The sequence below is a fragment of the Acidaminococcus sp. BV3L6 genome, from assembly GCF_000468835.1.
In the GTDB taxonomy this organism is placed as follows: domain Bacteria; phylum Bacillota; class Negativicutes; order Acidaminococcales; family Acidaminococcaceae; genus Acidaminococcus; species Acidaminococcus intestini.
In genome coordinates, this window is the sequence record NZ_AWUR01000049.1 from 1 (window position 1) to 13,286 (window position 13,286).

13 protein-coding genes and 1 pseudogene are annotated in these 13,286 nt (G+C 52.0%); 6 read left to right on the forward strand and 8 right to left on the reverse strand.

All coding sequences use genetic code 11. The features are described 5' to 3' along the window. Positions 1 to 43 precede the first annotated feature (43 nt). From pepT to HMPREF1246_RS09275, 3 genes are all read right to left on the reverse strand, one after another. Positions 44 to 1,303, reverse strand: a complete 1,260-nt coding sequence (pepT, locus tag HMPREF1246_RS09265; RefSeq protein WP_021737349.1) for a peptidase T — start codon at positions 1,301 to 1,303, stop codon at positions 44 to 46. Positions 1,304 to 1,401: 98 nt separating this feature from the next. Next, a complete protein-coding gene (locus tag HMPREF1246_RS09270; protein WP_009016224.1) occupies positions 1,402 to 2,958 on the reverse strand; it encodes an AbgT family transporter in 1,557 nt (518 codons plus the stop codon). Between the two features lie 186 nt (positions 2,959 to 3,144). Next, entirely contained in the window at positions 3,145 to 3,474 is a 330-nt protein-coding gene (locus HMPREF1246_RS09275; protein WP_021737351.1) for a DUF3870 domain-containing protein, read from the reverse strand. 278 nt (positions 3,475 to 3,752) lie between these two features. Between HMPREF1246_RS09275 and murI the strand changes: the two genes are divergently transcribed. Then, positions 3,753 to 4,577, forward strand: a complete 825-nt coding sequence (gene murI, locus HMPREF1246_RS09280; RefSeq protein ID WP_009016226.1) for a glutamate racemase — start codon at positions 3,753 to 3,755, stop codon at positions 4,575 to 4,577. A 202-nt stretch (positions 4,578 to 4,779) separates the two neighbouring features. Here murI and HMPREF1246_RS09285 read toward each other — a convergent pair whose 3' ends face one another. After that, on the reverse strand, positions 4,780 to 5,325 hold the full coding sequence (locus HMPREF1246_RS09285; protein WP_009016227.1) for a rubredoxin-like domain-containing protein: 546 nt from the start codon (positions 5,323 to 5,325) through the stop codon (positions 4,780 to 4,782). Positions 5,326 to 5,494: 169 nt separating this feature from the next. On the opposite strand from HMPREF1246_RS09285, the gene HMPREF1246_RS09290 reads away from it, so the two are divergent. Beyond that, a complete protein-coding gene (locus tag HMPREF1246_RS09290; protein ID WP_021737354.1) occupies positions 5,495 to 5,950 on the forward strand; it encodes a MarR family winged helix-turn-helix transcriptional regulator in 456 nt (151 codons plus the stop codon). Between the two features lie 77 nt (positions 5,951 to 6,027). Here the strand turns inward: HMPREF1246_RS09290 and crcB are convergent, their stop codons facing one another. From crcB to HMPREF1246_RS09305, 3 genes are all read right to left on the reverse strand, one after another. Next, entirely contained in the window at positions 6,028 to 6,393 is a 366-nt protein-coding gene (gene crcB, locus HMPREF1246_RS09295) for a fluoride efflux transporter CrcB (RefSeq protein WP_009016229.1), read from the reverse strand. 64 nt (positions 6,394 to 6,457) lie between these two features. Next, positions 6,458 to 7,003: an NADPH-dependent FMN reductase gene (locus HMPREF1246_RS09300; protein ID WP_021737347.1), complete on the reverse strand. Its 546-nt coding sequence runs from the start codon at positions 7,001 to 7,003 to the stop codon at positions 6,458 to 6,460. Between the two features lie 21 nt (positions 7,004 to 7,024). Next, positions 7,025 to 7,915, reverse strand: a complete 891-nt coding sequence (locus tag HMPREF1246_RS09305; RefSeq protein WP_022227249.1) for a LysR family transcriptional regulator — start codon at positions 7,913 to 7,915, stop codon at positions 7,025 to 7,027. 276 nt (positions 7,916 to 8,191) lie between these two features. Here HMPREF1246_RS09305 and HMPREF1246_RS09310 point away from each other — a divergent pair, with 276 nt between their 5' ends. After that, positions 8,192 to 9,007, forward strand: coding sequence for a 4Fe-4S binding protein (locus tag HMPREF1246_RS09310; RefSeq protein ID WP_021737350.1), 816 nt, complete (start codon positions 8,192 to 8,194; stop codon positions 9,005 to 9,007). A gap of 179 nt (positions 9,008 to 9,186) precedes the next feature. Here the strand turns inward: HMPREF1246_RS09310 and HMPREF1246_RS09315 are convergent, their stop codons facing one another. Beyond that, positions 9,187 to 10,197 carry a hypothetical protein gene (locus tag HMPREF1246_RS09315; RefSeq protein WP_021737352.1) on the reverse strand — a complete coding sequence of 337 codons (1,011 nt, stop codon included), beginning with the start codon at positions 10,195 to 10,197 and terminating at the stop codon, positions 9,187 to 9,189. A 249-nt stretch (positions 10,198 to 10,446) separates the two neighbouring features. On the opposite strand from HMPREF1246_RS09315, the pseudogene HMPREF1246_RS09320 reads away from it, so the two are divergent. The 3 genes and pseudogenes from HMPREF1246_RS09320 to HMPREF1246_RS09330 all read left to right on the forward strand — a co-directional run bounded on the left by HMPREF1246_RS09320 (position 10,447) and on the right by HMPREF1246_RS09330 (position 13,237). Beyond that, a pseudogene (locus tag HMPREF1246_RS09320) lies at positions 10,447 to 10,987 on the forward strand (nitroreductase). Continuing rightward, positions 10,987 to 12,012, forward strand: coding sequence for a low specificity L-threonine aldolase (locus HMPREF1246_RS09325; RefSeq protein ID WP_009016235.1), 1,026 nt, complete (start codon positions 10,987 to 10,989; stop codon positions 12,010 to 12,012). Before HMPREF1246_RS09320 ends, HMPREF1246_RS09325 begins: the two are co-directional and overlap by 1 nt. 250 nt (positions 12,013 to 12,262) lie before the next feature. After that, on the forward strand, positions 12,263 to 13,237 hold the full coding sequence (locus HMPREF1246_RS09330) for a LysR family transcriptional regulator (RefSeq protein WP_035224742.1): 975 nt from the start codon (positions 12,263 to 12,265) through the stop codon (positions 13,235 to 13,237). Positions 13,238 to 13,286 lie beyond the last annotated feature (49 nt).

The following is a 13,286-nucleotide window of genomic DNA, read 5'->3' on the forward strand; positions in this document are numbered from 1 at the left end:
GAACCGCGGGGAAAAAGGCATTTCCTCACGGTCCTTTGCGTTATCAGGCGTTTTTCACAATGAGTTCCAGGAGTTTCATGGTCATTTCATAGCTTTTTACAAAGGAGCTGACGGGCAGGAACTCAAAACGGGAATGGAAGTTCATGCCGCCCGTAAAGTAGTTCGGAGTCATGATTTTTTGCGTTGAAATGTAGGATCCATCGGTCCCGCCGCGCATGGCGATGGTCTTTGGCGTTATCCCCAGTTCCTTCATGGCGTCGTAGATATAATCGATGGCTTTATGGTTCTCGTCCGTAACAGCGTCGGCGATATTGCCGTAGACGTCGACTAGTTCCAGTTCGACCCGGGCCCGCGGTTCCATTTTCTTAAGGCGCTCGACATTTTCCCGGATAAGGGCCTTGCGCGCTTCATAGCGGGTCTTGTCATGGTCGCGGATATTGAGGGTCACAACGGCGGTGGACTGGTTGGACTGGACGGCCTGACACCAGATATAGCCTTCCTTGCCTTCCGTGCATTCCGGAGTTTCCTTACGGTCAAAGAGGTTAATGAAGTCGACGGCCAATAGGGTCGGGTTGACGAGGACGCCTTTGGCACTCATGGGATGGGCGCTGACGCCGTGAATGGTTACTTTGCCGCTGCCGGCGTTAAAGGTCTCGTAGACGACTTCCCCGAGTTCGCAGCAGTCGATGGTATAGGCAAAGTCGACAGGAAAACGGCTGAAGTCGATATGCTTTGACCCAAATAGGCCCACTTCCTCATCAGGTACAAAGGCGACATAGATATCGCCGTGATAAAGGGATGGATCACTGGTCAAGGTCTCAAGGGCGGTGACTACGTTTGTGACGGCGGCTTTGTTGTCACTGCCAAGGACGCTCGTGCCATCGGTCACAATGAGGTCATCCCCCTGATAGTGCAGGAGTTCTGGATGGTCCTTGGTGGTCATGACGATCTGTTGATCTGCGTTCAGGACGAGGTCTTTCCCGTCGTAGTTTTTGACCATGTGGGGATGGACCACAGGCGAAAGGTTGACGTCCACCGTATCAAGGTGCGTGCAAAAGCCCACGGCAGGGACCTTTTTGGTGAACCCTGCAGGCAGATGGGCCGGCAGGCGAGCTGTAAGGACGCCGTATTCACTCAGGTGGATGTCCTCAAGGCCCAGGCGTTCCAGGTCCTTTTGGACGGCCCGCGCCATGTCCCACTGTCCCTCCGTGCTGGGGACCTTCGTGCCCCCATTGGCGCAGCTTTGGGAAGGGATGGCGACATAGTCATAAAAGCGATTGACAAGTGTTTCACGAATTTCCATCTATGATTGCCTCCTTAGGTCGATAGAGTGATAGGAATCATTATATTTTCATAACCGCCCCCCAATCGGCGCGATTTGTGCGCCGAGTAAACTAACCGTTACATGGGTCTCGGGTAAATGTAAGCCCCTTGGAACCCAAGCGGAATACCGAGGAACCAGAAGACATAAAGCAGGACGGTGAGCGTGACAAGAAGGGCGATGGTATAGGGCAGCATAAGGCTTGACAGGGTTCCTACCCCGGTCTTCTTATAGTATTTTTGACAGTAGATGATGATCAGCGGATAAAAGGCAAACATAGGCGTGCAGACGTTGACGGCCGAGTCCGAAATCCGGAAGGCGACCTGCGTCAGTTCCGGCGCGATGCCGACGCTCATGAGCATGGGGACAAAAATCGGGGCCAGGATGGACCATTTGGCCGATGCCGACGTAATGAGCAGGTTCAAGATGGCAACAAAGACGATGATGCCAAAGACGGTGATCTGCGGCGGCAGGGCCAAGGATTTCAGGAATTCCGCTCCCGCAATGGCAATGAGGGCCCCCAGGTTTGAAGCCCCAAAGGCATACATGAACTGGGCGGCAAAGAAATAAAAGACGATGAGCTGGACGAGGGTATGCGTGATTTCTTCCATGGAGTGGGTAAAATCCTTACTGGACCGGAAGGTCCCGCTCATGATGCCATAGACAATGCCCGGGATGGCACACAAGAGGAAGATGATAGCCACGATGGACTGCATCACAGGGGCCTTGAAGCTGGCAATGTTGCCAGCAGGGTCACGGAAGAGGGAATTTTCCGGGATCAGGGCAGCAAAAAGACCCACCAGCAGGAAGATGAGCACGCAAGAAGCCACGGCAAAGGAACGGTTTTCCTGGGGCGTGATGGGCTTCATGGCGTCTTCGGAAGCATCGATATCCGCGTCAAGGGGGCAGGCCTTGCGGCACCACGGTTCGGTGACATGTTCCGTCACCCACCAGCAAACAAGGATGATGGGGAAGGTGGCGGCAAAGGCAAAGAAATAATTGCACAGGACGTTCACTTCATAAGAAGGGTCAATGAGCTGAGCCGCCATCTGGGTGAAGCCCTGAATGACGGGATCAATGGCAGAAGGCGTGTAGTTTGCCGCAAACGCGCCGGCAATCCCGGCAAAGGAAGCGGCTACGCCGGCAAGGGGGTGTTTTCCCGAAGCGTAGAAAAGGTAGGCCGCAATCGGGATGATGATCATATACCCGCTGTCCGGCGCCAAATGGCTCAGCATACCGACAACGATCACGATGGGCGTCATGAGAAAACGCGGCGTCACGGAAAGGATTTTTTTAAGGCCTGTATTGATATACCCCGAGCCCTGGGCAATGCCGATGCCAAGCGTGGCAACGATGACCATGCCAAGGGGCGGAAAACCGGCAAAGTTTGAAACCATCTTGGTCATCAGGGTAACAAGGCTCTTTGGGGCAAGCATGTTTGTGACCATGATTTCTTTCCCTGTCGTAGGATGGATATAACCAAAATGGAACTGGGACAAGAACGCGGATAAGATGCACGTAATAAAAAATGCCGCGATAAAGAGCATGGTAATGTCGGGGATGCGGTTGCCGGCGCGCTCGATGAAACCGAGGAAGCCGCCGACTTGTTCCTGAGCGGGCTGTTGAGGCTGACTCATGAGGACTCCTCCTTTTCTTGGTGCAGATGGGTCAAAAGGATATAGGGACAGGCAGTAAACGAACTTTGATGGACCTCCTTTCTGTAGTGGCGGGACCGCGGCGCCAGACGGGAAAAAGACAGCCTCCCAGCAAGGGGGCAAAAGGGAAAGCCTATCCCGCGCCGCCCCCATGGGCCGCGGGCAAGGTCAGCTCCTGGGATAGGCCATAAGGAAGCGATTCTGCGCGTCCTTCAAGGCTGCCACAACGGCTTTTTGGGATAGGGCCAGAAAGCGCTTTTTGAGCAGATCCGTAATGAGGTCCGTATCGGTCACGAGGTTCTTGCCTTCTATGATCTGGCGCAGGAAATCAATGGTATCACTCATGATCATATTGGCGCTGCAGTTGATAATGGTTCCCGTTTTTACATCCACGACGAGGCTCAAGGTAAAGGTGCCGTACATGGCGTTGATGGCATCTTCCTTGGAAACCCGGGCGACGCCGGTCACAAAGATAGAATCTGGTGGATAGGTTTTCATGATGGATTCCTTTCAAGGCCGTTATTTTCTGATTGTTGGTGCAAAAATAGGACTACGCGGCTGTATACCTTCATCCTACACCCGAGAAAAAGGCGTGTCAAGCAAATATCTTGCTTTTCTGAAAAATCTATGGTACAGTTACATCAGTAACAAATAACTTCATCATTCCTTAGTTATGTGGAAGCAGTTACCCTGCCATCCGTCCGTAAGTAAGGCCTGAATCGCGGCGTCCCGCCCTTTCAGGCCTTTTTTTGTGCAATTGCCGAGGAGGAAACATCATGAATAAACAGCAACCGATTGGCGTCATTGATTCCGGAGTTGGCGGACTGACAGTCCTGCGCCGCCTGCAGGAGCTCATGCCCCATGAACATTTCATCTTTTTGGGCGATACGCTCAATACGCCCTATGGCAACCGGTCCCGTGAGGATATCATCCGTCTCGTGAACCAAATGACCGACTACCTCTCGTACCGCAATATCAAGGCTCTGGTTGCGGCGTGCAATACGATTACGGTCCTGGGAGAAGAAACCATCCGCAACGGCCATGATTTTGAAGTCATCGGCATGGCCAAAGGCAGCAAGATGATCCCGCGCGTCACCAAAACAGGGCGCATCGGCATCATGGCAACAGATTTCACGATCAGTACGGGAGCCCACAAAAAGGAAATCCAAGCCGCCCATCCGGAGTATCAAGTCTTTGGCGTCGGCTGTCCACGTCTTGTTCCCCTCATCGAGCACGAACAGTTTGGGACGGCTGAACTAAAGGACGCCATCAAGGAATATACGGACATCTTGAAGAGCCATGACGTCGATACGGTAATGCTGAGCTGCACCCATTACCCCTTCCTCAAAAAAGAAATTGAAGCCGCCATGGGACCAGCCGTCACCGTCCTTGATCCGGCGGAAGTCACCGCCAAAAAATGCCGCTATGACCTTTGCGAGCGGGATCTTTTGTGCAAAACCGGCACGGGAACTACGGAAATCTGCTTTACGACCGACCTGGAAAGAGGCCTGCGTCTAGCTTCCCTCATGGTTGATTTGAGCGCGTGCCGGGCACATGTCGTGGGGCTTGAGCGGCAGGATCCGGCCCAAAAGGTAGGCTGATTGAGGCGGTTACACGTTAAAACCGCTAAGGCAAAAAGACCCAAAGGCATAAGACAACAAGCAAGCCCTCAACCGAACGTAAGCGCAAGTTCAGTTGAGGGCTCTTAGTTTTTATTTGGGTTCTGTAAGAGCCGTGCACCGCCCTGAGGCGAAAAACCGTAAGGCTCTTTTTTTCTTATAAGATTCCCGCGATTGACTTTGCCTATTTTTTAAGGACAAAGGCTTTTTTAGGCTGACCGCAGAGCGGGCAGACATAGTCATCCGGTTCGCTTTCAAGGTCCCCGACATACTCATAACCGCACACGGGGCAGCGGTAGACTTTCCTTCCTTCCACGGATGTTTCTTCCGGTGCAAACCGATTGATAAGCGCCTCTAGGCGGAACCCATGCCCCCCTTCCTGACGGGCAAAAACAGCCATTTCATCAGCGGCTTCCGATAAACCGGCAGCCCGAAATTCATCAGAGATGGCTTTGATCTTTTCTTCACCGGCGGCTTCGACTTTCTGCAGGCTTCTTACAAGGTTCCAGAAATCCTGGGGATAAGCCCCTTTCAAGACGGCGTAGAATCCGGAATGGAAGGCTTCTTCGTTTCCGATGGCCATAAATTCCTTGCTTACTTCGTCAAGTCCCTGTTCTTTTGCAAGCCGGGCCAGTGCATAGTACATCATGACACCGGTTGCTTCCCCCTGCATCATTTTTTCAACAAACGCCTCAAAAGGGCGGCCTTTTACGATTCCATGCAAACTCATTTTGATTTCCTCCCTTGGACTCTTTTTCTTTTGATGGTCACAGTATATCGTCCTAATTTAATTTTGTCAAATTAAATTTTATAAAATTTAATTTTTCTTTTTACCTAGAGTCTGTTAGAATAGAGTCGTCCCCTTCTGGGACCTCAGATTCAGCCAAAGGAGAAGTTCCATGAAAAATGACCAGGACCAGTGGCTGCTGCTCGATCGTCAGCTTTGTTTCCCGCTCTACGCCTGTGCGCGTAAGATTGTAGCAGCCTACCACCCTTATTTGAAAAAGATTGGCCTGACCTATACGCAGTACATTACCATGATGGTTCTCTGGCAAGAGCGAGAAATATCCGTAAAAGACCTGGGAACCCGGCTTTATCTTGATTCGGGAACCCTCACGCCCGTTCTTAAGACCTTGGAACGTCTGGGCTATGTTGCTCGTACGCGCAGCAAGCTGGATGAACGGGTCGTTGTTGTTTTGTTGACGGAAAAAGGCGCCCACCTCAAGGAAAAGGCCCTTTCCGTGCCGGAACAGATGAGCTGCCAGCTCATGCAGCGAGGGCTTTCGATGACGCTGGAAGAAGCAGAAGCCCTCAAGAAAAAGCTTTATGAAATCCTTGCTTGTCTCTCTTCCTAAAAAACGGGAAGACAGCGGCCCGCTAAGGCCGCCTGTCTTCCCGTTTTTCATATCTACTTTCATATCGCTTTTCACGCCTATTTGAGCACGCCTCTCACGGCCCCCATACCAAGGAGGACGCCTAAAAGACACAGGCCCACACTAAGGAAAATATAAAGGAACCCTTTGGCGAGATCCCCCCGGTAAAAAAGGGTCACGGTCTCCAGGGAAAAGGTTGAAAAGGTCGTAAAGCCGCCGCAAAATCCCGTTTTCCAAAAGAGCAAAAAGGCCCCGCTCGTGCCGTGGATTGCGGCAAGTTCCGTGATGGCCCCAATGACAAGGGCACCGACCAAGTTCGTCAAGAGCGTCATGGCCGGAAAGTCCATACCCACGGGCATCAGGCTTAGTCCATAGCGGCAGGCGGCACCAAGGCCGCCGCCCAAGAAAACGTAAAGCACGCTCACGGCAATCCCCCTCTATAGATAAAGAAAGGGGCGTGCCCTGTGCGCGCCCCCAAAAAGCGAGTAATCAGTCCAAATAGGTCAAGAATGTCTGGACCTGGTTCTTTAGTTCCGACTTTGTGCTGTCAGAAAGGACGAGTTCGTCCGTTTCAAATTCTTCCGGTGTGATGGCCATCCCGACTTGGGTGGAAATCATGTCGACACCGATGAAGTCAAGGAGTTCTGTCAGTTTTGCCCGGGCAAAGCTAGCGGCGGAACGGCCGGAAGCTCCAGTTATGGCCGCTTTTTTGCCCCAAATGACGGACGATTCACGAACGCCCGGCTGCGTGGGACGGCTCAGCCAGTCCAGCAGGTTTTTGAGGACGCCGGGATAGCTGTGATTATATTCAGGCGTAAAGAACCAGAGGCCATCGGCTTCGGCCACTTCTTTACGGACACGTGCCACTGCTTCAGGAGCCGGGAACTCAATATCCTGGTTCATCTGGGGCAGATCCTCATAGGAAAGGATGGAGACATCCGCCTTTTTTTCAAGCATTTTCTGGGCCATCAGGGCTGCTTGTCGATTAAAGGCTTTTTCCCTCATGGATCCTACAATGAGCAGTACTTTCTTCATGCTTATCGACTCCTTTCGATATCACTCATCCTCCGCTTCTTGGGAAAGGAAGCGGCGAACTTCATCAGTAAAGCGCCCTAGGACGGGCGACAAGAGCGGACCCTTTTTCCACACGAGATACGAACGGTTCTCGATCGGTGGGTCAAGGGGTTTCATCAAGAGGCCTTCCGGCACATAGGGAAAGTCTAATCCCAGGGCAATGCCGAGGCCCTGCTCCACCATCACGCATTTATTGAAAAGGGACAGGTTCATACGGTTCATCGAGGTACATCGGTTCCCATAGGCACCCAGCCAATTGTCGATCAGGTTTTGCACCGATTTTCGTTCCGCCGTGATCAGTCGTTCCTGGGAAAGGTCCTTAGGGGTAAGGGCCTCTTTTTGGGCAAGGGGATGGGCTTTAGGAAGCAGCGCTGTCCAGCGGTCCTTTTTGGGCAGTTCAAGAAACTGGTAGCGTGTAATGTCCACCGGTTCAATAAGGACGCCAAAGTCAAGGAGGCCCTGGTCCAAACGGCAGATGACATCGTCAGCAATGGCCGTATAAACGGAAAAGACGACATCTGGATAACGGGCCTGCAGGGATCTCATGACACGGGACAGGAAGACCATGTTCACGGTCTCACCAATCCCGAGGGAAATTTCCCCAGCAATGATTTCCTCTTTCTGCTTCATTTCCGCTTCCGTTCGGTCAGCCAGTTCCACCAGGTCCTGGGCTCGCTGTTTAAGGCGCATACCCGATGCGGTCAGGAAAATATGATGTCCATTGCGGATAAACAATGTCGTTCCCAGTTCCTGTTCGAGTTGGTGAATCTGCCGCGAAAGGGTAGGCTGCGTCAAATGCAGTACAGAAGCGGCTTTTGTCATGTTCTCCTCACGGGCAATGGCAAGAAAATAGCGCAGGACCCTGAGTTCCATGAGCACATCACCTCCATCAACAGAATACGTCCACAACCTAACAATAACGGAGTTCTTTTTCCGTTTGAATACTCACATTGTAGCATAAAAATGAATCTCTCACCACTAGGGAATGAAGAAAGACGATGATTTTTCACAAATAATTTTGAAATATTCACAAAGTGCAAACAAATTTGCAGGCCTTTGCAAAGTTCTTTTGTCTTTTTCCTTTTTTTCAAGTAGAATAACGGTAGAATAAAGGAATCAATGATCCGATCAGGTACAGGAGGAAAACCGATGATCAAAAAGATTGCCGCAATTTCATTCAGCCCCACGGGCAGTACGCGTGACCTTGTCGACAAAGCGGCGGAAACGCTGGCCGGGCGGCTTAAACTGCCCCTTTCCTATGACAGCTTTACCCTGCCTAAAGATCAAAAGAAGGTCCGCCGATTTACGGAAGAAACCCTCGTGGTTTTCGGCATGCCCACCTATGCTGGCCGCGTGCCCAATAAGGCCCTGCCCTTTTTAAAGACCCTCTTTGTCGGCGGCGGCGCGCCCGCTGTGGCCCTTGTGACCTTTGGGAACCGCAGCTATGATTCCTCGCTAACGGAACTTAATGAAGAACTGACAGCTGCTGGATTCCGTGTCTTTGCAGCCGGTGCCTTTGCGCGGCCCCACGCCTTTGCCAATATTGGCCATGAGCATCCGACCAAGGAAGATAACAACTTACTGGAAACGCTCCTTGGCGTTGCGGAAGTCAAGATCGCGCAAGAAGATTTTGGGTCCATCACCATCAAGGACGGCGCTCCTGTAGGCCCCTACTACATTCCTTTGGGCGAAGACGGTGAGCCGGCAAAATTCCTCAAGGCAAAACCGCTCACCGATTTTGAAAAATGCGACCACTGCGGCAAATGCGCCGCCGTATGCCCCATGGGAGCCATCAACAAGGACAATACGGACGAGGTACCGGGAACGTGCATCAAATGCCAGGCCTGCATCGTCTACTGCCATACACACGCGAAATTCTTCCACGATGACCGGTTCCTGTCCCATAAGGCCATGCTGGAGAAAAACTATGTGAGGACGGCGCAGTCCGAGATCTTTTATCGCTGACGCGCAAATCATCTCCTGCCGAGGGGCCCGCTGAGGCCTGTCTGTGCGTCTTTTTTCGGCTCACAAGGCCAGCAAAAAATCCCAACGATCTGGAAGGGTCCTGTCGTTGGGATTTTTTATTTTTTATTGACAAAAGTCCATTAAGACGCCTTGCGCGAGGAGCTAGCTGCGTTTTTTCCTTAGGCGGGACGGGCGGCTTCCGCCTTATTTTCTTCCCTTGCGTTCCTTACGTCCTTAGGAATGACGATGGTTTTCCCCTCTTCAGGGGCCAGATCCATATGGAATTTAAGGGACAGGGAATCCAGGAAAGCCGTGGCCATGGCTTGCTGCGTTGTCGATAATTTCTTTCCGCGCTTTGCTTCTTCCGCCTCTTTTTGGATCAAGACCGTGGTTCGCACGAGTTCTGTCAGATCGGCATCATAACTTAGAGGAAGATGGGTCTTTTCATCGATGGTAACGAGGTAATTTTGCTGCGCCAAGGCGTCAAGGAAGCGTTTTTGATACTTGTCGGGCAGGGGGTCTTCCGATCCACCAATATATTTGAGGATGCCTTTGCTGGCAGCCCTTCCCCAAAGGGGCTCAAGGGCATCCATCCGAAAGAGGATGACTTCCTTACCGCCATCTTGCGAAAGTACATGGGCCGAGCGGATGGAACGGGTCATAAGGTCCTTGACGGCCGCCATATCAAGGGGCGCCGCGTCGGCTTCTTTCGGAACCGTTTCCTTGACCCACAGGTTCTTTTCCTTTGCGTAGGTCACATACGCGTCCTGGGTCTCTTCCGTATAGATTTCAATGGGCACGCTGGCTGCCGCTTTCCCGCCAAGTCCCTCGGTCCTCACGGTCCCTACGGAATGGCTGACGGAATAAGGCTCCATATGGATCTTGCCGGTTACATCCAAATCGGCTGAAAGAAGGAAACTCACCACTTTTCCCTTGACTCGATACGTAAGGTTCTGATCTGTATGCGTTTTAAAATAATCATTGAGCGTTTCTGCCGAAAGGATGATTTTTTTTGCCGCGTCTTCCTTCGTAAAATCAAGGGTCATAGAGGGGTCCTTTTTGGCAGTGCCCACTTTTACGGCGCTAGGAGCCGCTTTTTTCGGGGTCTGGGCCGCACCGACCTGGCTGAAGAAGGGAACCAGCAAAAAGGCGGTCAAGGTCAGCCCCAGGGCTTTATGGGAAAAATTCATGATGATGCTCCTTTCCAATCTCTTTTCTCTATTGTCAGTTTGTTTCTGCCGATTGTCAAGGCGGGAATCGAAAACTTTTTGCGTCCGCCGCTGGCCCCGTTCTTTGATCCTTCATGAAAAAAGCCAGCCATCAAGGGGCCAGTCCATCCATCTTATTGTCGAAATGATTTTTTTGCGTTATAGTTATCCTATCATCTCATGGGAAGGATACAAGCGTTCCCATAAAATAGACAAAAGGAGCTGAATCCTATGAACGAAGTCTTGACTGCCCTCAAAACGCGGCGCAGCATTCGGAAATTCAGGTCTGACCCTGTCCCCCAGGCACTCCTTGATGAAATCATGGAAGCGGGCCTTTATGCGGCAAGCGGTATGGATCGTCAAAAAACGATCATCCTCTGCCTCACGGATCCTGACGTCATCGCCAGACTTTCCCGTGCCAATGCCCAGATTGCAGGCTATAAAGAAGGGACGGATCCTTTTTATGGGGCCCCGGCTGTCCTTGTGGTCCTTTCACCCAAAGAGGTCCCGACGGCCCTTTATGATGGGTCCCTTGTCTTAGGAAACCTCATGACCGCCGCCCACCCACGCCTTGGGTCTTGGTTCCTGCTGGATTCACCGGGCCTATGAGGAATTTAAGCAGCCTGTGTGGCAGGAATTTCTCCGCCAGCTGGGCCTTAAAGGCGACTATATCGGCATCGGACACTGCGTCATTGGCTATCCGGACGAACATCCGGAAGCGTCCCCCCGCAGGAGCGGACGCATCTTTTATGTAGGAAAGGAAAAAAGATAATGGCTAGATTATTTTTCATGAACGACTATAACTGCGGCTGCGCGCCGGAAATCCTTGCCCGTCTCACAAAGGAAAATCTGACGCCCCACGTAGGCTACGGCAGCGATGAAATCACAAAGGAAGCGGCCCAAAAGATCCTTGATGCAGCCGGCGTTCCGGAAGGCGGCGTTTACTTTGCGGCCGGCGGCACGCAGGCAAACAGCATCGTCATCTCCCATTTCCTTAAGACCTACCAAGGCGTCATCTGCGCCCAAACAGGTCACATCAACTGCCACGAAGCAGGCGCCATTGAAGCGATGGGACACAAGGTCCTCACCCTGCCGGAAAAAGACAAGGTCTCCGCAGCAGCCCTTGAAACCTACCTCAAGGCCTTTTATGAAGATGAATCCTACACAGCCATGGTCCAGCCCGGCATGGTCTACATTTCCCATCCTACGGAATATGGCAGCCTCTATACGCTCAGTGAAGTGGAAGCCATCCGTGCCGTCTGCAACACCTATGGCCTTCCCCTTTATATCGACGGGGCCCGTCTGGGCTATGCCCTTGCCGCAAAGGAAAACGAACTGACCCTGCAGGACCTTGCGCGCCTCAGCGATGCGTTTTATATCGGCGGGACCAAGGTCGGTGCCCTTTTAGGGGAAGCCATCGTCTTTCCTAAAGGGATGGATAAGCTCTTTCCGACCCACGCCAAGCGTCAGGGTGCCATGCTCGCCAAGGGATTTGTGCCGGCCATCCAGTTTTCGGAGCTCTTTACGGACCATCTGTATGAACGGCTGGGCCGTCACGGCATCGACATGGCCATGGAACTGAAAAAGGGCCTGCTGGAAAAAGGCTACGCCCTCCACATCGACTCCTATACGAACCAGCAGTTTGTCATACTTCCGGAAAAAGTGGTCCAAGCCCTCAGGGAAAACGTCGATTTTGAGGTCTGGGAACGCAAGGATGAGGACACCCTCGTCGTGCGCTTTGTAACCAGCTGGTCCACGAAAAAAGAGGATGTGGAAAAACTGCTTTCCCTCCTGTAAGTTTTTGTACCGTGTAAAAGCCAAAGAAAAAAGGCCTTCCGGTGAGGGGCACCGTAAGGCCAGAAAAATGAACGGGAGCTTACGCTCCGGAGTCCAGATCCTGAGGGGGACTCAGAATCATCATCGCATGCAGCCATTCAAGCTGTTACCCTGATGATAACACCTTGCTTACCCATTGTATAATACATCTCTATTATGATATGATAGGTGAAAGCTATTAACTCTTTCTTTTACAGAAAAGGACATGATTATGGACAGCCGTGATTTAACGTATGTACTGACCGTGCGGGACACGCAGAATTTTTCCAAAGCCGCACAGCGTCTTTTTATCAGCCAGCCTTCACTGAGCCAATACATCCGCCGTTTGGAACAGCGCTTGGGTGAGCCGATTTTCTTTCGGGATAAGGCCCAGGTCATGCTGACGCCCTTTGGAGAAGTGTACGCGCGGGAAGCGGAAAAACTGCTTGACTGCATCCATCAAATGGAAGAAACGCTGCACCTTGCCAAAGAACGGAACCGCTCCATGATCCGTGTCGGCATTTCCCAGTCCTATTCAAAATCCTTTGTGCCGGCCATCATCAAGATTGTCCATAAGCTGCGGCCTGATTCCGACGTGGCGTTTGTCGACGGGATTTCCACGCTCCTTGAAAAGGAAATCCTTGAAGGGCGCATTTCCTTCGGAATCTTTCCGGGACCGCCGGCGCGCAGTGATGTGGCTTTCGTTCCCCTCTGCCAGGATCCGCTCTACTTTGCCGTATCGCGGGACAACAAAAAAGCGGTCGAAATCCTAAAATTCGCTTGGAGCGGCAAATTCCTTGACTTAGCCGCTTTTCGGGACTTTCCTTTCGTCCTTCATACAAAAGGGGCCAAATTGAGGGACCTGACGTTCCACATCTGTCAAAGTTTTGGGTTCCTCCCCCGCCCCATCTGCGAATCAGAGACCCTGGATACGCTCTATTCCTTAGTGAATCACAATTATGGAGTGGCCATCCTTTCCCTGACACCCCTCACGAATCTGTCCGAAAAAGAAAACCGGGTTCTTTTCTTTCCGCTCCTGACACCGTCCGCAACGCGGACATTTGGCTTTTACTGCAGCAGGGATCAGGAAAACGATTCCTTTATCCAGAAAGTGGCGAAGGCCATGCGGATCAAGATTGAAGCAAACCATCAGCAAATGAAAGCCTTCATTGAACGGGACCGGGAACATGTCCTGGGACGCGGGTAACGCTCCAATCACATAACAATAAGAAGCCTGGAAACTGTCCCTGTCAGTT